At 71.8% G+C, this 18964-nt stretch carries 18 protein-coding genes; 12 read left to right on the forward strand and 6 right to left on the reverse strand.

Translation table 11 applies throughout. From position 1 onward, the window contains the following. Positions 1-15: 15 nt before the first annotated feature. Positions 16-384, reverse strand: coding sequence for a hypothetical protein (locus B2P18_RS05925; protein WP_029209930.1), 369 nt, complete (start codon positions 382-384; stop codon positions 16-18). Between the two features lie 86 nt (positions 385-470). Beyond that, complete coding sequence (locus B2P18_RS05930) at positions 471-2261, reverse strand: protein kinase domain-containing protein (RefSeq protein ID WP_286956775.1); 1791 nt, start codon at positions 2259-2261, stop codon at positions 471-473. Between the two features lie 154 nt (positions 2262-2415). Here B2P18_RS05930 and lipB point away from each other — a divergent pair, with 154 nt between their 5' ends. Continuing rightward, positions 2416-3126 carry a lipoyl(octanoyl) transferase LipB gene (lipB, locus tag B2P18_RS05935; protein ID WP_286956776.1) on the forward strand — a complete coding sequence of 237 codons (711 nt, stop codon included), beginning with the start codon at positions 2416-2418 and terminating at the stop codon, positions 3124-3126. A 12-nt stretch (positions 3127-3138) separates the two neighbouring features. Here lipB and B2P18_RS05940 read toward each other — a convergent pair whose 3' ends face one another. Further along, positions 3139-3678: an ASCH domain-containing protein gene (locus B2P18_RS05940; protein ID WP_286956782.1), complete on the reverse strand. Its 540-nt coding sequence runs from the start codon at positions 3676-3678 to the stop codon at positions 3139-3141. A 181-nt stretch (positions 3679-3859) separates the two neighbouring features. Between B2P18_RS05940 and lipA the strand changes: the two genes are divergently transcribed. Both lipA and B2P18_RS05950 read left to right on the forward strand, forming a co-directional pair. Then, positions 3860-4870, forward strand: coding sequence for a lipoyl synthase (lipA, locus tag B2P18_RS05945; protein WP_286956783.1), 1011 nt, complete (start codon positions 3860-3862; stop codon positions 4868-4870). A gap of 42 nt (positions 4871-4912) precedes the next feature. Next, positions 4913-5716, forward strand: a complete 804-nt coding sequence (locus B2P18_RS05950; protein ID WP_286956785.1) for a DUF4191 domain-containing protein — start codon at positions 4913-4915, stop codon at positions 5714-5716. Positions 5717-5931: 215 nt separating this feature from the next. On the opposite strand, the gene B2P18_RS05955 is transcribed toward B2P18_RS05950, so the two are convergent. Next, the gene (locus tag B2P18_RS05955) at positions 5932-6396 is read right to left on the reverse strand and encodes an RDD family protein (protein WP_029209924.1); all 465 of its coding nucleotides are present in this window, start codon (positions 6394-6396) and stop codon (positions 5932-5934) included. A gap of 145 nt (positions 6397-6541) precedes the next feature. On the opposite strand from B2P18_RS05955, the gene glnA reads away from it, so the two are divergent. The 9 genes from glnA (at position 6542) to B2P18_RS06000 (ending at position 15075) form a co-directional block, all read left to right on the forward strand. After that, entirely contained in the window at positions 6542-7966 is a 1425-nt protein-coding gene (glnA, locus tag B2P18_RS05960) for a type I glutamate--ammonia ligase (RefSeq protein ID WP_029209923.1), read from the forward strand. An 85-nt stretch (positions 7967-8051) separates the two neighbouring features. Beyond that, positions 8052-8756, forward strand: coding sequence for a SanA/YdcF family protein (locus tag B2P18_RS05965; protein ID WP_029209922.1), 705 nt, complete (start codon positions 8052-8054; stop codon positions 8754-8756). Positions 8757-8834: 78 nt separating this feature from the next. Next, entirely contained in the window at positions 8835-9905 is a 1071-nt protein-coding gene (gene citC, locus B2P18_RS05970) for a [citrate (pro-3S)-lyase] ligase (protein WP_286956799.1), read from the forward strand. Positions 9906-9932: 27 nt separating this feature from the next. After that, positions 9933-10283, forward strand: a complete 351-nt coding sequence (citD, locus tag B2P18_RS05975; protein WP_029209920.1) for a citrate lyase acyl carrier protein — start codon at positions 9933-9935, stop codon at positions 10281-10283. Continuing rightward, positions 10280-11203 (forward strand): citrate (pro-3S)-lyase subunit beta, encoded by a 924-nt coding sequence (citE, locus tag B2P18_RS05980; protein ID WP_019284702.1) that lies wholly within the window; start codon positions 10280-10282, stop codon positions 11201-11203. The genes citD and citE overlap by 4 nt, the downstream gene beginning before the upstream one ends. Further along, the gene (gene citF / locus B2P18_RS05985; protein WP_286956804.1) at positions 11200-12744 is read left to right on the forward strand and encodes a citrate lyase subunit alpha; all 1545 of its coding nucleotides are present in this window, start codon (positions 11200-11202) and stop codon (positions 12742-12744) included. Before citE ends, citF begins: the two co-directional genes overlap by 4 nt. Continuing rightward, positions 12741-13259 carry a citrate lyase holo-[acyl-carrier protein] synthase gene (gene citX, locus B2P18_RS05990; RefSeq protein ID WP_286956805.1) on the forward strand — a complete coding sequence of 173 codons (519 nt, stop codon included), beginning with the start codon at positions 12741-12743 and terminating at the stop codon, positions 13257-13259. The genes citF and citX overlap by 4 nt, the downstream gene beginning before the upstream one ends. Continuing rightward, positions 13243-14166 (forward strand): triphosphoribosyl-dephospho-CoA synthase CitG, encoded by a 924-nt coding sequence (gene citG, locus B2P18_RS05995; protein ID WP_286956808.1) that lies wholly within the window; start codon positions 13243-13245, stop codon positions 14164-14166. The genes citX and citG overlap by 17 nt, the downstream gene beginning before the upstream one ends. Before the next feature lie 39 nt (positions 14167-14205). After that, positions 14206-15075, forward strand: a complete 870-nt coding sequence (locus B2P18_RS06000; protein WP_286956811.1) for a diacylglycerol/lipid kinase family protein — start codon at positions 14206-14208, stop codon at positions 15073-15075. A gap of 122 nt (positions 15076-15197) precedes the next feature. Here the strand turns inward: B2P18_RS06000 and B2P18_RS06005 are convergent, their stop codons facing one another. Both B2P18_RS06005 and B2P18_RS06010 read right to left on the reverse strand, forming a co-directional pair. Further along, complete coding sequence (locus B2P18_RS06005) at positions 15198-16613, reverse strand: MFS transporter (RefSeq protein ID WP_286956817.1); 1416 nt, start codon at positions 16611-16613, stop codon at positions 15198-15200. A gap of 237 nt (positions 16614-16850) precedes the next feature. Then, on the reverse strand, positions 16851-18917 hold the full coding sequence (locus tag B2P18_RS06010; RefSeq protein ID WP_286956894.1) for a PhoX family protein: 2067 nt from the start codon (positions 18915-18917) through the stop codon (positions 16851-16853). Positions 18918-18964 lie beyond the last annotated feature (47 nt).

Genomic DNA, 18964 nt, shown 5'->3' on the forward strand with positions numbered 1-18964 from the left:
CTCAGCCCTCAGCCCTCAGCCTCGAGCGTGACTGCCGACCCCGCTGCGACGCCCGACGATCGAGGCGATCGCCGCCACGGCGGACAACCCGACGCCCGTGCCGAGGGCCATGAGGATCGCGCCCACGGCGTAGAGCCCCGTCTCGTCGGCCCGCGCCCACAGGGTCCAGGCGCCCGTGAGGCCGACCGCCATGGGCAGGGCGACCTCCAGGACGGCCGGAACCGGACCGAGGCGCCAGGCCCCCAGCGCGGTCGCCGCGACCGCCGTGATCCCGCAGGCGGCCACCTGCCAGGCGGGATAGGTGCCGTCGAACCCCCAGGACAGCCAGATCGCCCAGACCAGGGCTCCCACGGCCAGGAACAGCAGTGCGCGTGCGACTCTCATGATCTCCCCCGACGGTCGTTGGTCCCGACGTCTCCACCGTAGGCCCGTTCCCCTGAGCTAGCCGTGAGCCCGCAAGGCTCACGGGTTCACCGGCCCACGACGGCGGGTGCCTCGGCGATGCCGTCGAGCCGCCAGCCCTCCCTCGTCCAGCGCAGGTGGTAGTCCGCGGCAGTAGCCGCATGACCTGACGCCGTCCGCGTCGGCGACCCGGGCTCGGTCCAGGTGTAGTCGTCCAGCCGGACGGAGGCCCGCACGGTCGCCGCTCCCCCGTCGATGCGGACGGTTCGTGCCTGCTCCACGACGAACCGGACGCCCCGCTGCGTCTGGCCCCGTCGTCGCAGCTCCGCGACGGCCGTCTCGTCGTTCCGGCGGGCCCACGACCCGTCGGCGTCGGCCGATCGGAGCGCCCCGACGTCACGGGCCATGAGCGCTGAGGCGCGCGCATCGAGAAGGTCCTGGAGCACGGCCCGGGGATCGGTCGAGACGGCCCCCGATGGTCCGGACGCCCGCGAGGAGGCGCCCCCGGCGGGGGGTGCGGCCGACGTGCCCGCCAACGGGCTGGCGGTCGACTGGCTCGCGGCCGGCGGGCTGGCGGTCGACTGGCTCGCGGCCGGCGGGCTCGCGATCGACGGGCTGGTGGGCGCCGGGCTGGTGGGCGCCGGGCCAGTGCTGGCGGGGCGCGTGGTGGGGCCCGAGGTCGCGGCAGCCGTGGTGACGGGGTCCGAGCGGCCAGGTGCAGCGGCGGCTTGGGCGGGACGGGCAGGTGTGGAGGCTGACGCAGGGGTGCCCGACGGGCGTTGCGTCGCAGCCGCGACGGGGCGAGATGCGGCGGCCGCGTGCGCGTCTCGTCGGTCCAGCCACCAGCGACCGCCGAGGACGCCGAGCACCAACCCGACCGCGATCGACAGGGCCAGCGCTCGTCGGGAGAGCAGTCGCGGCCGTGCTGCCTTGCGTCGGGCCTCCTCGAGGTGCGCGGCTCGCACCCTGGCACGGGTGAGGGCCCGCTCCTGCTCGGCGGCCTGCTCCCGAACCCGCCGGGTGACGTCCTCGGGGCGGTCGACCGGGCTGACCTCCACCGGGGACGACACGAGCGCGGTCAGGGACTCGACCAGCTCCGCCACCTCTGGTCGGTCACCTGGGCGTGGGGACAGGCAGGCCCGCACGACGTCCAGCAGCCCGGCGGGCGTGCCGGGGACCCGGGCATCGAGCTCGCGCGGGTCCGTGGCCGCGGGGCGGGCCTCACCGACGAGGGCGTACCACGCGAGGGCGCCCAGCGAGTACACGTCGGAGGACGGCGCAGGCTCGCCACCGGCCACGATGTCCGGTGCGACGAATCCGGTCGTCCCCCACGGATCGTCGACCGCCTCGTCGAAGGCGCTGAGGGTCCCGAGGTCGCCCACGAGCGGCTTCCCGGTCGCGTCGAGCAGCACGTTGCCGGGCGACAGGTCGCCGTGGACCAGGCGGGCGGCGTGCAGGTCTCGGATCGTCGTGGCCAGACCCAGCAGCACCGCCGTCACCTCCGCGGGGGTGAGGTGGCCGCGTGAACGGACGAGGTCGGACAGGGAGCCGCCCTCCGCCAGCGTCAGCACCACGACGATCCGCTGGTCCTCCAGGACCATCGCGTCGAGGAGCTCGACGACGCCGGGATGGTGGACCTGCCTCAGCCACTCCAGCTCGGCCAGGACGCTCTCCGCGTCCCGCGGTGCCGTCGACCACCCCTTGACCTGCCAGGGGTCGTCGGGTCGCAGGGGCTCGCGCGACACCTTGAGCGCGACCGCACGTTCGTCGGAGAGACGTTCGCCGCGCCACACCACGCTCGCGGCGCCGCCCCCGAGGACGCCCTGGACGTCATACCCGGGAACTGCGGGCCTGGCCATGGGAGCCCTCCTGCCTGCCACGAAGAGGTCCGTCCCCCTCGACCCACACCCTGCCTCCTCCCGGACGACCACCCCGGCCGTCATCCACAGGCGGGGTTGTGAACGTTCAACGCCTGTGGACGAAGGAGTCGTCACGCGGTCGTATCGTGGAGGCATGCGTTTCGAGCACCTGGGCTTCGCGCCGGACCTGGTCGACTACCAGCAGGCCTGGGACCACCAGCGGGAGGTCCACGCGCAGGTCGTGGCCCGCGAGATCCCCGACACGACGCTGCTGCTGGAGCACCGGCGGGTCTACACCGCGGGCAAGCGCACCGAGCCGCACGAGCGGCCGTTCGACGGCACCCCGGTCATCGACGTCGACCGGGGCGGCAAGATCACCTGGCACGGCCCCGGGCAGCTGGTCGGCTACCCGATCGTCCACCTGCCCAGCAACCGCGACGTCGTCGCGCACGTGCGCCGCCTCGAGGACATGATGATGGGGGTCTGCGCCGACCTCGGCGTCGAGACCGCCCGCGTCGCCGGGCGCAGCGGCGTCTGGGTCATGGCCGACGATCGTGGTGGCGACCGCAAGATCGGGGCGATCGGGATCCGGGTCAGTCGGGACGTGACGATGCACGGCTTCGCGCTCAACGCGGACTGCGACCTGTCCTGGGCGCAGGTGATCGTGCCGTGCGGCATCGCCGACGCCGGGGTCACCTCGTTGTCCCGCGAGCTCGACCGGGACGTCACCGTGCAGGAGGTCCTGCCCCTCGCCGAGCGGCACCTCGCCCGCGTGTTCGACATGACGACCGCCCAGGCGGTCGAGGCGGCCCGCCAGCGTGGCACGGTCACCGGCACGACGCCGCTGCCCGAGCTCCTGCACTGACGACGCGCCCGCCTACGCGCGGGCGAGCACCTCGAACTCCTCGAGGACGACCGGCATGTCCGCCGCGAACGGGTGACTACCGTCGTCGACACGGGTGAAGAAGTCCTGGTGACCCGCGCGCCAGCCGTCAAGGCTCCCGTCACCTTCGCCCTCGGCCCAGGCATGAGCCGCCTCCACCTCGTCGAAGGGCACGACGCGCACGCGCGTGGTGCGCAGCAGCGCCCGGGGCGATCCGGAACCGTCGCAAAGGATGGTGACGGACCCTGCCTCCGGCATCGGCTCGCCGTCACCGTCACCGTCACCGTCACCGTCGTCAGCGTCGTAGGCCCAGGCCGGTGACGACGTCGTGGTCTTGCGCCCGGACAGGACCAGCGCGCACAGCTCGTCGGCCATCTCACGGGTGTCCCCGAAGGACCAGGCGGGCGGGCGCAAGACCGCGGACGAGGAGACCCCCTGATAGATCTCCTCCCCGGCGAGGCCGGAGCGCACCCGAGCCTCGGTCCAGAACGCCTCGACGAGCTCGGTCTGCGGGTCTGCGGGTGGGGTCAGCATGCGTTCACGGTAGCCCTGGTGCAGCGCTCGCACATCCGGACCCCGCCGTGCCGGCACCGCTGCATTGGGGGTGTGTCCGTGGCGCGGCGTACCCTGTGGGAACGGTCGCCCCCGCACCCCGGACGCGGCCCGTTGCTAGGGGTCGGCATACGGCCTGACGCACACGATCGCTAGGAGCACCATGACCGTCGCACCGGAGGGTCGTCGCATGTTGCGCGTCGAGGCGCGCAACGCGGAGACCCCCATCGAGCGCAAGCCGAGCTGGATCCGAACGACGGCCAAGATGGGGCCCGAGTACTCCCAGATGCAGTCGCGCGTCAAGGGCCAGGGCCTGCACACGGTGTGCCAGGAGGCGTCCTGCCCCAACATCTTCGAGTGCTGGGAGGACCGGGAGGCGACCTTCCTCATCGGCGGTGATGTGTGGACCCGCCGCTGCGACTTCTGCGACATCGCGACCGGACGCCCCACCGAGCTGGACCGCGGCGAGCCGACCAAGGTCGCGCAGAACATCGCGACCATGCAGCTGCGCTACGCGACCGTGACCGGCGTCGCACGCGACGACCAGCCCGACGGGGCGGCCTGGCTGTATGCCGAGACGATCCGCGAGATCCACCGGCTCAACCCCACGACCGGGGTCGAGATCCTGCCGCCGGACTTCGGCGCCAAGCCCGAGCTGGTCGGCCAGGTCTTCGACGCCCGCCCCGAGGTGTTCGCGCACAACCTCGAGACCGTCCCGCGCATCTTCAAGCGCATCCGCCCGGCGTTCACCTACGACAAGTCGCTTCGGGTGCTCTCCATGGCCCAGGACGCCGGCCTCATCACCAAGTCCAACCTCATCCTCGGCATGGGTGAGGAGGAGCAGGAGATCGAGCAGGCCATCGGAGACCTGGTCGACGCGGGCTGCCACGTCCTGACCATCACGCAGTACCTCCGGCCGTCCAAGCTGCACCACCCCATCGACCGCTGGGTCAAGCCCGAGGAGTTCGTGCACTGGCGCGACCTGGCCCTCGACCGCGGGATGAAGGCCGTCATGGCCGGCCCCCTGGTGCGCTCGTCCTACCGGTCGGGCAAGCTCTACAGCCAGGCCATGCGGGAGTTCGGCCGTCCGCTGCCCGAGCACCTGTCGCACCTCGCCGACGCCGCCGACCAGACCACTCGCCAGGAGGCGTCCTCGCTGCTCGCGCAGCGCTGACGTCCCCCGAGCCAACCCCCACAGAACGGTAAGATCCGCCTCATGGCACGAGAAGCATCCGGCAGCACGAAGGCGTCCCGGTTCGGGCGCAACAAGGCGCCCAAGCAGCCCAAGGACCCCAACAAGCCCGGGCGCATCGCTCAGATGAAGCAGGCGTACGGCTTCGCCAAGCAGGTGGATCCCAAGATCACGCAGTGGATGGTCGGCGCGGCGCTGCTGACCCTGCTCGTCATGGTGGCCATCGGCTTCCTGGTGGGGCACCCCTGGTACTTCCTGTTCCTCGGCATCCCGCTCGCCGCGCTGGCCGCGATGATCGTGATGAGCCGCCGTACGGACCGCGGTGCCTACTCGATGATCGAGGGCAAGCCCGGTGCGACCATGGCCGCGCTCTCCTCCATCCGCCGCGGCGGCTGGTTCATCGAGCAGCAGCCCATCGCCGCGGACGGGCGACCCAAGGGGCAGGACTACACCAACGTCGCCACGCTGTATCGCGCGGTGGGTCGCCCCGGCGTCGTGCTCGTCGCCGAGGGTCCGACGGCCCGCGCCAAGAAGCTCCTGGTCGAGGAGCGTCGCAAGGTCGAGCGCCTCGCGTCCGGCTCGCCCGTGCACCTGATGCGGGTCGGCGACGCGGAGTCCGAGGGTCAGCCGGGTGACGTCGAGGTCGTGCCCGTGCGCAAGCTCGCCTCCAAGGTGCAGCGGCTCAAGCCGGTGCTGACCAAGGAGGAGGTCGCGGTCGTCAACAAGCGCCTCAAGGCCATGACGGGCGCCCGCGCCGGCGCCGGCGTCCCGGCGGGGATGGACCCGACGAGGGCGCGCGTGGATCGCAAGGGCATGCGCGGTCGCTGACGAAGGACGTATGCGGAGGTTGAGGGTCGTCCCGAGGTACGAGGGGCGGCCCTCAACCGTGTGCACGATCAGTTCCCGTCTGCACGACCAGCGCCCGTCTCAGCCACCATCCTCCGTCTCGTGCTGCAGCACGAGACGGAGGACGCAACCAGAGACGGAGGACGCAACTCGAGACGCGGGACACGGGTCGCGACCGGAGACACGGGTCGCTCAGATCAGCGGGTGCGGACGATGACGCTGCCGACGGCCTTGTCGTGCAGGCCCCGGCCGTCGCCGTCCCACACCACGGGTGGGATGACCAGCAGGAGCAGCAGGGTCCGCAGCGCGGCGCCCACGACGCCCAGCGGCCCTCCGGCGGCGCGGCGGACGTGCAGGCCGAGCAGGCGGTGGCCGATCGTGCAGCCGGCGGTGCCGACGAGCAGGACGTTCTCGACGGCGAACACGGCGAGCGGGATGAACGAGTCCAGTCCGGTGGCGCCGACCGGCATGCGGAACAACCCGATGGCGATGGCGCAGCACAGCAGCCAGTCGACGAGCAGGGCCAGCACGCGGCGTCCGAGCGGTGCCATGGCGCCTGGCCCCGACGCGGGGAGGCCGAGGCGCTCCCCGGCATACGCGCCCTGCTGGGTCAGCTGACCCGGTCCCTCGAGCCAGCCACCGACGTCCCTGCGATCCACCACCGGCTCAGGCTACCTGCCGGGCGGGGTTCGGCTGGACAGCGTGTAACACGCGGGAAACATTGGAGTCATGGTCGGGTAACGGCCTGCCCGTACCTTGGTGGGCAACAGGTCGGCCAGTCGGGCCGACGACACACAGGAGGACGATGTGTTCAGCACCCCTGAAGAGGTCCTGACTTTCATCAAGGACGAGGACGTCAAGTTCGTCGACATCCGGTTCTGTGACCTGCCGGGCGTGATGCAGCACTTCAACGTGCCGGCCCAGACGCTCGACGAGGACTTCTTCACGGAGGGCCAGGCCTTCGACGGGTCCTCGATCCGCGGGTTCCAGGCGATCCACGAGTCCGACATGAAGCTGCTGCCGGACGTCAAGACGGCCTATCTCGACCCCTTCCGCGTCGAGAAGACCCTGATCATGAACTTCTCGATCGTGGACCCGTTCACGGACGAGCCCTACAGCCGCGACCCGCGCAACATCGCGCTCAAGGCCGAGACCTACCTCAAGTCCACGGGCATCGCTGACACCGCGTTCTTCGGCGCCGAGGCGGAGTTCTACGTCTTCGACGACGTGCGCTACGCCAACAACGCGCAGACCTCCTTCTACTCGATCGACTCGATCGAGGCGGCCTGGAACTCCGGGCGCGAGGAGGAGGGCGGCAACCGCGGCTACAAGACGGCGTTCAAGGGTGGCTACTTCCCGGTGCCGCCGGTGGACCACTTCGCCGACACCCGCGACAAGATCTGCCTCAACCTGGACCGCGTCGGCCTGGAGGTCGAGCGCTCCCACCACGAGGTGGGCACCGCCGGCCAGCAGGAGATCAACTACAAGTTCAACACCCTGCTGCACTCGGGCGACGACATCATGAAGTTCAAGTACGTCGTCAAGAACACCGTGTGGGAGGAGGGCAAGACCGCGACCTTCATGCCCAAGCCGATCTTCGGCGACAACGGGTCCGGCATGCACACGCACCAGTCCCTGTGGAAGGACGGCAAGCCGCTCTTCTACGACGAGCAGGGCTACGGCGGCCTGTCCGACATCGCTCGCTGGTACATCGGCGGCCTGCTCAAGCACGCCCCGGCGCTGCTGGCGTTCACCAACCCGAGCGCCAACTCCTACCACCGTCTGGTGCCGGGCTTCGAGGCTCCGGTCAACCTGGTCTACTCCGCCCGCAACCGCTCGGCCTGCATCCGCATCCCGATCGCGGGCACGAGCCCCAAGGCCAAGCGCATCGAGTTCCGCATCCCGGACCCCTCGGCCAACCCCTACCTCGCCTTCGCCGCGCAGCTGATGGCCGGCCTGGACGGCATCAAGAACCGCATCGAGCCCCCGGAGCCGATCGACAAGGACCTCTACGAGCTGCCCCCGGAGGAGCACGAGCAGATCGAGCAGGTCCCCTGCACCCTCGAGGAGGTCCTCAAGGCGCTCGAGGAGGACCACGAGTTCCTGCTCGAGGGCGACGTCTTCACCGAGGACCTGATCCGCACCTGGATCGACTGGAAGACCGAGAACGAGGTGGCGCCGCTGCGTCTGCGCCCCCACCCCTACGAGTTCGAGATGTACTTCAGCATCTGATCGAGCCGTCGCCGAAGGGCCGTCCTGCCGCGTGCAGGGCGGCCCTCGTCGCGTCCCCAGGGGCATGGTGGTGGGAGGATGCCGTATGCCGAAGCCCGCCGTCTCCCCCACCGCCGCCCTGCGCTGGGGCGCCCTCACCGCCCTCCTCGGCGCAGCCGCCGCCACCGCAGCCGTCGCCGGGACCCGGGCCTGGGCCCTCGTCGCCGCCCGCGACCGGATCCACTCCCCCGGGTCCACGCCCGCGGCCGAGGTGGCGGTCGTGCTGGGGGCGGGCGTCCTGCCTGACGGGACACCGAGCCGCTACCTCGCCGCGCGTCTGGACCGGGCGCTGGAGCTGCTGCGGCTCGGACGGGTCGAGGTCATCGTCGTGTCCGGGGCCGACCTGCCCGGGGCGGACGAGCCCGGGGTGATGCGGCGGTACCTCGAGGACAACGGCGTCGACCCCGACCTCGTCGTCGAGGACCGGGAGGGCGTGGACACCTACGCCACCTGCTGGCGGGCGCGACGCGTCTACGGCCTGGAGCGGATCGCACTGGTGAGCCAGGCCTACCACCTGCCGCGGGCCCTGGCGATCGCCGGCGCGGCGGGGCTGGACGCGGTCGGGGTCGCCGACTGGTCCGTGAAGCGCCCCCTGGCCGGGACCGACCGCAACGCCTGGGCCTACGGCGTGGCCCGCGAGTGGGCCGCCGGCGCCAAGGTCCTGGCCGACCTCGTCCGCCCCCGGCGCGAGGACGACCCCGAGCACGACCCCGCCGTGCAGCGCGCGCTGGCGCACGCGCGATCACGGTGACCGGTCGGGGGGCCGGGCGGTCGGCATACGGCCACCCCGCCGGAGGCGCGGCCGGGCCCACGCCGTAGTGTCCAGAGCGTGGATGACGACCTCGACATCATCTGCGTGGACCCCGGTGAGGACCCCGCCGCGATGGAGCGCATCCGGACGCTGCTGGCGAGCCAGGACCTCGAGATCGACTCCGGCGTCGAGGAGTTCGTGACCTTCCAGCACTACGGCCGGGTGCTGGCCTGCGCCGGGCTGGAGGGTCAGGTCGTCAAGTGCGTGGCCGTGGACCCGTCCCTGCAGGGACGCGAGGTGCTGCTGCCGCTGATGACGGAGATGACCTACGTGGCCCTCGACCGGGGCGTCACCCACCTGTTCATCTACACCAAGCCGGACTACCGGCCCCACTTCGAGGCGTGCGGCTTCCACCACCTGGCGACCGTGCCCGGTGTCGTGACCCTGCTCGAGAACACCCCCCGCGGCCTCCCGGCCTACTGCGAGCAGCTGGCGCACCTCCGGCGCTACCGCGACAAGGTGGGTGCCGTCGTGCTCAACGCCAACCCGTTCACGCTGGGGCACCGCCACCTGCTGAGCCGGGCCGTGGCGGACTGCGAGGTGTTGCACGTCTTCGTCGTGGCCGAGCGGTCCAGCAGCTTCACCTTCGACGAGCGCTACCGGCTCGTGGTGGCCGGCGTCGAGGAGATGCCGGAGCGGGACCGGATCATGGTGCACCGCGGGTCGGCCTACCTGGTGAGCCGGGCGACCTTCCCGAGCTACTTCCTCAAGGACTCCGGGGTCGTCGACCGCGCCGGCACCGGGCTCGACCTGCTGATCTTCCGCCGGCACATCGCGCCGGCCCTCGGCATCACCGACCGCTACGTCGGCACGGAGCCGTTCTGCCCCGTCACCCGGGCCTACAACGCCGACATGCACCGCTGGCTCGAGGCGGAGCCGCTGGCCGCAAACCCCGTGCGCGTGCACGAGATCCCGCGCGTGGCGCGGGACGGCGTCGCGATCTCCGCGTCGGAGGTCCGTCGTCGCCTGGCCAACAAGGACCTCGTCGCCCTCGCCGGCCTCGTGCCGGCCCCCACCCTCGCCCTGCTCACCACCAAGGTGCAGGCCGACCGCCCCCGGGCCGAGCTCGTGCCCGCCGCCGTCGGCTGACCGCGCCACCACGACAAGGAGGTCGTCATGCGCATCGCCCAGGACGCCATCGCGGGCACGCTCGAGTCGAGCGACGTGATGGTGAGGGTCGCTCCCCCGCCGGACGGGGAGGACGGGCTGGAGATCGACGTCAGCAGCGCGGTGCTGGCGCAGTTCGGCCACCAGATCCGGGCCGTGGTCGACGAGGTGGTGTCCGCGCTCGGCGTCACCGCCGGTCGCATCACGATCGAGGACAAGGGGGCGCTCGACTGGGCGATCCGGGCGCGGCTGCAGGCCGCGCTGGTGCGCGGCTGCGGCGTCCCCCTCGACTGGACGACGCTGCAGGCCGCCGAGGGTGCACCTGACGGCAGCGATGACGAGGAGGGGGCGCAGGCATGATCACCGCTGCGACCATGCGCGATCCCGGGGCCATGCGCCACCGCTCCATGCTGTTCGTCCCCGGGTCCAATGCCTCGATGATGAGCACGGCCTACGTCTACGGCGCGGACGCCATCATGTTCGACCTCGAGGACGCCGTCGCCCTCCGCGAGAAGGACTCGGCGCGGCTCATGGTCTTCCACGCGCTGCAGTCCCCGGTCTACGCGGGCACCGACACGGTCGTCCGCATCAACCCCTTGGACACGCCCTACGGCCGCGACGACCTCGAGGCGTGCGTGCGCGCCGGCGCCCGGACGATCCGGCTCCCCAAGACCGACTCCGCCGACGACATCCGCGAGCTCGAGCACGAGGTGGAGGACGTCGAGCGGGACTGCGGGCGCGAGGTCGGCTCCACCCGGCTCATGGCGGCGATCGAGTCGGCGAGCGGGGTGGTCAACGCCGTCGAGATCGCCCAGGCGAGCCCGCGGATGGTGTCCATCGCCCTGGCCGGCTTCGACTACGTCATCGATCTGCAGACGACGCGGAGCCGCGAGGGGACCGAGCTGTTCTACGCCCGGTGCGCCGTCCTGCACGCCGCTCGGGTGGCGGGCATCGCGGCCTACGACGTGGTGTGGTCGGACGTCAACGACGAGGAGGGCTTCCTCGCCGAGGTCGAGCTGATCAAGCGGCTCGGGTTCAACGGCAAGTCCCTCGTCAACCCGCGACAGGTCCCCCTGCTGCACGAGGCCTTCGCCCCCACCGAGGACGAGCTGGCCCACGCCCAGGTCGTCGTCGCGGCGGCCGAGAAGGCCGAGCGCGACGGCCTCGGCGTCGTCTCCCTCGGCGGCAAGATGATCGACGCCCCGATCATCGTCGCCGCCCGCCGCACCATCGCCTTCGCCGACGCCTCGGGCGTCCGTCGCCAGGAGCGTCACGCATGACCGCCACCGACCTGCCCGTCACCCACCCTGCGCCCGATGACCTGCCCGACCTCGCGGCCTTTGGCCAGGGACTGCGGCCGTATGCCGGATGGGCCCGCACGACGCCCCACCTCATGGCGACCGACCCCCTGGGCCGCAAGGTCCGCCGCAGCCTGGAGGAGGCCATCGAGGCCAGCGGGCTGCGCGACGGCATGACCATCTCCTTCCACCACCACTTCCGCGAGGGCGACAAGAGCATCAACCTCGTGGTCGACACCATCGCCCGGATGGGCCTGCGGGACCTGACCCTGGCCTCCAGCTCGCTCAACCGCTGCCACGCGCCCCTGGTGCGGCACGTGCAGGACGGCGTCATCACCCGGATCTACACGTCGGGCATGCGCGGCGAGCTCGCCCGGCGCATCAGCGGGGGGCTGCTGGAGCACCCGGTCATGATCCACAGCCACGGCGGACGGGCCGCTCTCGTGACGTCCGGCGAGCTGCACCTCGACGTGGCCTTCCTGGGGGTGTCGGCGTGCGACGCCATGGGCAACGCCAACGGCGTCACCGGGCGGTCGCACTGCGGGTCGCTGGGCTACGCGATGGTCGATGCCGAGCACGCCGACAAGGTCGTCATGCTCACGGAGGAGATCGTCCCCTATCCCAACACCCCGGTGAGCATCAGCCAGGACCGGGTCGACCACGTCGTGGTGGTCGACGAGGTGGGCGACCCGTCCAAGATCTCGGTGGGGGCCGCGCGCCTCACCAAGGACCCCAAGGAACTGCTCATCGCCCGCCTCGCCGCGGACGTCATCGAGCACTCGGGGTGCTTCGAGGACGGCTTCTCGATGCAGACCGGCTCGGGCGCGAGTGCCACCGCGGTGACGCAGTTCCTCGGACCTCGCATGCGCCACCAGGGGATCAGCGCGGGGTGGGCCCTCGGTGGCATCACGGGTGGCATGGTCGACCTGCACCGCCAGGGTCTGGTGCGGCGCATCCTGGACGTGCAGGACTTCGACACGGTCGCGGCCCAGTCGCTCGCCGAGAACCCCGACCACCGGGAGATCAGCGCCAACGAGTACGCCAACCCGTTCTCCAAGGGCGCCTGCTCCGACGGGCTGGACGTGGTCATCCTCTCGGCCCTCGAGATCGACCTCGACTTCGACGTCAACGTCATCACCGGGTCCGACGGACTCATGATGGGTGCGAGCGGCGGGCATTGCGACGTGGCGGCCGGTGCCAACCTCGCCGTCGTCGTCGCGCCCCTGATCCGGTCTCGCATCCCCGTGGTGGTCGACAAGGTCACCACGAGGGTGACCCCCGGGGAGACGATCGGCGTGCTCGTCACCGACCACGGCATCGCGGTCAACCCGGCGCGCCCAGACGTCGAGGAACGGCTCCGAGCTGCGGGCCTGCCCGTGACGACCATCCACCAGCTCTACGAACGGGCCGTGTCGATCACCGGTGTGCCCCGTCCGATCGAGCGCGGTGACCAGGTGGTCGGGGTCGTGCGCTACCGCGACGGGAGCGTCATCGACGTCGTGCGGCAGGTGCTCGCGCCGTGACCACGACCACCCCGGCGCAGCTGCTCGCCGCCCGCGACGACCGGGTCCGTCGGCGTCGCTCCCTCCAGGGACGCCACCCGGGGTCGGTGGTCGTCGGCGTCACGCTCGTCACGCCAGGACCGGTCAAGAGCTCGCCCACCCTGGTGCGGATCAGGGACCGGGCGGTCACGGCGCTGCGGGGACAGGCCGCCGAGCTGGGCTGGCCGGTGCTCGACCGCGAGGAGCGCGACGGCGCCGCCGGGCCCGAGGCGCACCTGGTCCTGGACGTCCCGACCGGTGACGCCACCACCGTCAAGCGGGTGCTGGTCGGGCTGGAGGACTCGTGCCCCGGCGGGCGGCTGTGGGACCTCGACGTCCACGACGGCGAGCGGACCGTCTCGCGCACCTCCCTGGGCCGGGCGCCTCGACGCTGCCTGGTCTGCGCGGAGCCGGCCCACGCCTGCGCGCGCTCCCGGGCCCACGACCTGGCCGACCTGACCACCGCGGTGGAGGCGCTCCGTGCTGCCCACCGCTGAGCAGATCCCGACCTCCATGAGCTCCCAGGAGGCCACGGTGACCGCCCTGCACGACCGCGACCAGGCCCGTCGCCTCTCCCGGCTCGCGACGGAGGCCCTGCTGGCCGAGGTGGAGCTGAGCCCCAAGCCCGGTCTCGTCGACCCCACGTCGTGCGCGTCGCACGACGACATGGACGTCGAGACCTTCCGGGCGAGCATCGACGCGATCTCGCCGTGGTTCCCGGTCCTGCACGAGACCGGTCGCGCGGGCCACCGCGACGGGCCGGCCCGCTTCCTCGAGCGGCTCCGGCGCCCCGGCATGGGCTGCGAGGACGCGATGTTCGCGGCCACCCGTGGGGTCAACACGCACAAGGGAGCCGTCTTCGCCTTCGGTCTGCTGCTGGGCTGCGCCGGCCGGCTGGCGGCGGGCGGGCTCCCCGTCACCGTCCACACCCTCACGGCCCTCGCCGGCCGGATGGCGCGCCCCCTCGTCGAGGTCGAGCTGCCCTCGGTGGACCGGCCCGGCACCTATGGCGAGGTCGCCTTCGTGCAGCACCGGCTCGCGGGTGCGCGGGGTGAGGCGGCGAGCGGCTACGCGTCCGTCCGCCTGCGTGCCCTCCCGGCCTACCGGGCGGTCCTCGAGGACCGGGGCGATCAGCGGGCGGCGCTGCTGCAGGCGCTGCTGGTGCTGCTGGCGACGACCGACGACACCACCCTCGTCAAGGACGGCTCCCTCGACGGGCTGCGGCACGTCCAGCGCAGCGCTCATGAGCTCCTCGAGACCGGTGGGGTCCGGGCTCCGGACGCCCTCACCCGCCTCTGCCGGCTCGATGCGGACCTCACGGCTCGTCGGCTCAGCCCCGGGGGGTGCGCCGACCTGCTGGCCGTGACCCACTTCCTCGCCCACCTGCCGAGCGGCGACGACTAGGCTGACGCCGACCCGTCCGACCGCCCGAAGGCCCCCCGCATGAGCGTGACCCTGCTGGTCAACCCGGCCTGCCGGGCAGCTCGGCGACGGGCCGGCCTCGCCGAGCAGGTCCGACGGGCTCTCCCCGGGCCGTATGCCGACGCCACCGTCGTCGCCAGCCGGTCCCTGGAGGACGTCACCGCCATCGCCGCCGCCGCACGGCCGGACGACGTGGTGGTCGTGCTGGGTGGCGACGGCACGTTGCGGGCCGCCGCTCTGGGCGCGTCGAGGTCCGGGTCCGTCATCGCTCCCCTGCCCGGCGGCAGCGGCAACGACCTGTGCCGCCACCTGGGCATCCCCCTGGACCCGGTCCGCGCGGCGCGGGCGACGGCGTCCTGGACCGAGCGGCCCATCGACCTGGGGGACGTCGACGGCCAGGTCTTCCTCACGATCGCGACGCTGGGCTTCACCGCCGCCATCAACGAGCAGGCCAACCGCGTGCATCGTCGCGGCCCCCTCATCTACGTCGCCGCGGCCGTGGCGCTGCTGCCGCGGGTGCGGCCCACGAGGGTCGTGCACGTCATCGACGGTGCGGCCACACCGGTCGACGCGTGGATGGTGTCGATCGCGATCACGAGCAGCCAGGGCGGCGGCATCCTGGTCGCGCCCGGGGCCGAGGCCGACGACGGTCTGCTCGACGTCGTCAGCTATGACGCACGGACGTGGGGCGGCTTCGTCGCGAGCCTGGTCGCCACGCTGCTGAGGCGGCCCATCGCCTCGCGCGCCGTGCAGCACCGCCGGGCCCGCTCGCTGCGGCTCGAGACCCCCGACCCCGTGCCCGTCTATGCCGACGGTGAGCGGGTGGGGACCACGCCCTGCACGATCCGCGTGCGGCCTGGAGCCGTGCGGCTGCTCGGGCCCGCTCGCTGAGCGGCCGCGTGCCGGACGCCGCCCGCACGGTCCGCGGCGTCCGGCATACGACCTCCCGGGCACACCCCTGGTGGGTGGCACCTGGCTCGCGACGTCTCCGGCACCCGCACCTCAGCGTCGGCTCACGACAGGGGCGTGCCTCCGGCCTCGGCGCGCAGGCGGAGGTACTCCTCGCGCGGGATCGGCTGCGCGTCCGGCCGACCCAGGTCGTCGAGGTGGACGTTGTAGGTCTCGCGCGCCGAGAACGCCGCGATGGCAGCGATGCAGGTCACGACGAAGGCGAAGGCGCCGATCTTGAGCGGGATGCCCGTGGATCCCGGAGGCGCGATCGCGGCGAACAGCGCCGGGAAGAAGGCGGTGATCATCGTGCCGATGTTCTGCGCGATCGCCATCGCCGAGACCCGGGTCTTGGTGGGGAACAGCTCGGGGTAGAACGCGGGGAAGGTGGCGTTGTAGCCCTGGTAGACGATCCCCCACATCAGGATGGACATCACGATCGCCAGGACGACGTTGTGGCTGCTGATGGCCGAGAGGTAGAAGTAGGCCAGCAGCCCCGAGCCGAGGGCGCCCACGATGATCGGCGGCCGCCGCCCGATGCGGTCCGACAGCGATCCCACCCACGGGATCAGGATGCAGGCCACGACGTTGCCGATGACCGGGATCCACAGGTAGACGTCCTTGTCGAACCCCACCCCGTAGGACTTCTGCACGGCGTACGCCGCCCCGAAGATCGTCGCCACGGTGGGGATGACGTTCATCAGCGCCATGCACATGACCCGCACCATGTCCGCGAACGAGTGGCGGAACGCGCCGACGATGGGCGACTCGGGCAGCTGCCCCTCCTCCAGCTCCTCCACGAAGGCCGGCGACTCCTCGACGCTGCGCCGGATGTACCACCCCGCGATGATGACGAAGGCGCTCATCAGGAACGGGATGCGCCAGCCCCAGCTGTTGAAGGAGCCCTCGCTCATCACCGCCGCGAGGGGCAGGAACACGGCGGCCGCCAGGATCTGGCCGAACTGCGTGCCCTGCAGGGTGAACGACGCGAAGTAGCCGCGGCGGCCGAAGGGTGCGTGCTCCACGATCATCGAGGAGGCACCGGAGATCTCGCCGGCGACGGCGAACCCCTGGACCAGGCGCAGGACGACCAGCAGGATCGGGGCGAGGATGCCCACCTGCTGGTAGGTCGGCAGGAGCGCGACCGCCATGGTGGAGACACCCATGAGGAGCATGCAGAGCACGAGGACGTTCTTGCGGCCGTGCAGGTCACCCCACCGGCCGAGGTAGAACGCGCCGATGGGCCGGGCGACGTAGCCCACGCCGTAGGTCGCCAGGGACGCGACGATCGCCACGGTGGGGTTGCCCTTGGGGAAGAAGATCTCCGGGAAGACGAGCGAGGCCGCCTGCGCGTAGATGAAGAAGTCGTAGTACTCCAGGGCGCTGCCGATGAAGCCGCTGGCCGCGGCCTTGCGGGGGCTGTGGGCGCCGGCGGGCTCACGGTCCTGGGCGGCGACCGGGTCGCCGTGCTGATCGGTCATGGGACGGTCCATTCGTCGTCGGATGGGCGCCTCGTGGGGGACGGGTCCCGACGCGAGCCGAGGACAGTAGACAGAGCGACCGGCCGGCAGGAAAGAGGCGGTCCGAATCTCGGACACCCGTCCGTTCAGCGAACGCTGGATCGCCCGCGCACGACGGCGCCCCGCCGGATCACGAGGATCCGACGGGGCGCCGGGCGGTCGGCATACGGCATACGGCCCAGAGCAGGTGGCTCTCGGTCAGCCGATGCGGGTCACCTGCACGACGGTCGGGCGCGGGCCGGCGAAGCGGCCGCGACCGGACTGCTTGACGTAGTCGGGGAAGAACGAGTGCTGGTCGGCCCAGGTGCCGTCCTCGCCCGGGTGCTGCACGGCCACGAAGACCGAGCCGTCGCGGTCGTGGATGACCGGGCCGCAGGTCTCGGCCTCGGCCGGCACCGCCAGGAACTGCGTGACGCGACCCCGCTCGGGCCCACCCAGCTCGACGTGGAACAGGCCGTCGTCGTACTTCAGGGCGCTCGGCATGCCGTCCGTGGAGATCCACAGGTCACCGCGGCTGTCGAAGGCCACGTTGTCGGGGCAGGCGATCGGGGCGACCGGGCCGGTGTAGCCACCGAAGTAGGTGCCGGCGGTCTTGGGGTCGCCGCAGATCAGGACGAGGTCCCAGGTGAAGCGGCGACCGGTGTGGTCCCCGCCGACCTCGGTGATCTCGACGACGTGACCGTCCTTGTTGAGCGGACGCGGGTTGGCCTCGTCGACGCCTGCCTTGCCGGTCTTGCCGCGGTCGGAGTTGTTGGTGCAGGCGGCATAGATGCGGCCGGTGACGAGGTTGGGCTCGACGTCCTCGGGGCGGTCCATCTTGGTCGGGCCCTTGCCGTTGGAGCCCACGGCCGCGTCGGCGGCCAGGCGGGTGTAGACGAGGACCTCCTCGAGGGTGAAGCCCTTGACCATGGACCGGCCACCCTTGGTGAGGGCGATCCACTCGCCGGAGCCGTCACTGACCTTGTCCTCCATGCCGTCGCCGTTGAACTGCGCGACGTAGAGGTCGCCCTCGGACAGCAGGCGCAGGTTGTTCTTGCGCGCGGCGTTGCCGGGGCGGGCGTCGTAGCGGCGCCGGGAGACGAACTTGTAGATGTAGTCGAACTTCTCGTCGTCGCCCATGTAGGCCACGACGCGACCGTCGTCGGCGACGATGACGTTGGCGCCCTCGTGCTTGAACCGGCCCATCGCGGTGTGCTTGACGGGCGTGGAGGTCGGGTCCATCGGGTCGACCTCGACGACCCAGCCGAAGCGGTTGGGCTCGTTGCGGAAGTCGGCGGTGCGGGCGTCCCAGCGGGGGTCGACCTTGGCCCAGCCGCGGGTGTCCTGCGTCGAGGACAGGCCGTAGCGCTTCTCCTCCTTGGAGGTTCCCTCGGCCTTGAAATACTGGTTGAAGTTCTCCTCGCCGGACAGGACCGTCCCCCACGGGGTGGTGCCGCCGGAGCAGTTGTTCATCGTGCCGCGCACGGTGCGACCGGTCGGGTCCTCCTTGGTGCGCAGCAGCGGGCTGCCGGCGGCGGGGCCGTCGACGGCGAAGGGCGTGTCCAGGGTGATGCGGCGGTTGAGGCGCCCGCCGCGGCGGTAGGTCCAGCGCTCGCCGCGCGCGGGGCGGGTGAGCTCGACGACGGACATCCCGTGGGCGGCCCAGGCGGTCCGGACGGCCTCGGCCGGGTCCATCGTGGGCGGGAACATGATGTTCTCGTTGGTGTACTCGTGGTTGCAGACCAGCAGGGCCTTCTTGCCGTGCTTGTCGGTCACGATGATGTCGGTGTAGTCGTTGTTGTAGCCGAACTGCATGGCCTGCGCCTCGGCCGACTGGTTCTCGGGGTCGAACATCGGGGCGCCCTTGAGGATCGGGTCGCCCCACCGGATGATCGGGGCATAGGTGAAGCCCCCGGGGACGGTGAGGCGGTCGACGTCCTCGGGCACCGGGGCGATGCCGATGAAGGACAGGCCGGACACACGTCGGGCGCCCTTGCCCTTGCCCTTGCCGCGCCCGTCGTCCTTGGCGTCCACCAGGGCGGCAGCAGGCTCGGCGGTGGCGGTCGCGACGGCCCCGAAGGCCAGTGCCAGGGCGCCGGCGCCACCCAGGACGGAGCGGCGGGAGAGCGCCGCGCCGGCGACCTCGGCGAAGGTCTCGTGGGTCGAGTCGTTGGGGATGGGCCTGGAGCAGGCGTCGCCGCAGCGGAGGTGGCAGGTGACGGCGCTGCGGTTGGCGTGCGCGATGCCGGCCATGGGCAGCAGGGTGCGCTCGTGGGTCACGGTGATCTCCCGATCGGTGCGAGGGGGTGGAGGGACGCCGGCCTGGACCGGGC

The sequence above is a fragment of the Arsenicicoccus sp. UBA2120 genome, from assembly GCF_002330965.1.
GTDB classification, from domain to species: Bacteria; Actinomycetota; Actinomycetes; order Actinomycetales; family Dermatophilaceae; genus Arsenicicoccus; species Arsenicicoccus bolidensis.

What these genes read in the sequence shown, in the direction of transcription:
- B2P18_RS05925 (WP_029209930.1), bottom strand. Translation starts at nt 384, where the DNA reads ATGAGAGTCGCACGCGCACTGCTGTTCCTGGCCGTGGGAGCCCTGGTC.
- B2P18_RS05930 (WP_286956775.1), bottom strand. Translation starts at nt 2,261, where the DNA reads ATGGCCAGGCCCGCAGTTCCCGGGTATGACGTCCAGGGCGTCCTCGGG.
- lipB (WP_286956776.1), top strand. Translation starts at nt 2,416, where the DNA reads ATGCGTTTCGAGCACCTGGGCTTCGCGCCGGACCTGGTCGACTACCAG.
- B2P18_RS05940 (WP_286956782.1), bottom strand. Translation starts at nt 3,678, where the DNA reads ATGCTGACCCCACCCGCAGACCCGCAGACCGAGCTCGTCGAGGCGTTC.
- lipA (WP_286956783.1), top strand. Translation starts at nt 3,860, where the DNA reads ATGACCGTCGCACCGGAGGGTCGTCGCATGTTGCGCGTCGAGGCGCGC.
- B2P18_RS05950 (WP_286956785.1), top strand. Translation starts at nt 4,913, where the DNA reads ATGGCACGAGAAGCATCCGGCAGCACGAAGGCGTCCCGGTTCGGGCGC.
- B2P18_RS05965 (WP_029209922.1), top strand. Translation starts at nt 8,052, where the DNA reads ATGCCGAAGCCCGCCGTCTCCCCCACCGCCGCCCTGCGCTGGGGCGCC.
- citD (WP_029209920.1), top strand. Translation starts at nt 9,933, where the DNA reads ATGCGCATCGCCCAGGACGCCATCGCGGGCACGCTCGAGTCGAGCGAC.
- citE (WP_019284702.1), top strand. Translation starts at nt 10,280, where the DNA reads ATGATCACCGCTGCGACCATGCGCGATCCCGGGGCCATGCGCCACCGC.
- citF (WP_286956804.1), top strand. Translation starts at nt 11,200, where the DNA reads ATGACCGCCACCGACCTGCCCGTCACCCACCCTGCGCCCGATGACCTG.
- B2P18_RS06000 (WP_286956811.1), top strand. Translation starts at nt 14,206, where the DNA reads ATGAGCGTGACCCTGCTGGTCAACCCGGCCTGCCGGGCAGCTCGGCGA.
- B2P18_RS06005 (WP_286956817.1), bottom strand. Translation starts at nt 16,613, where the DNA reads ATGACCGATCAGCACGGCGACCCGGTCGCCGCCCAGGACCGTGAGCCC.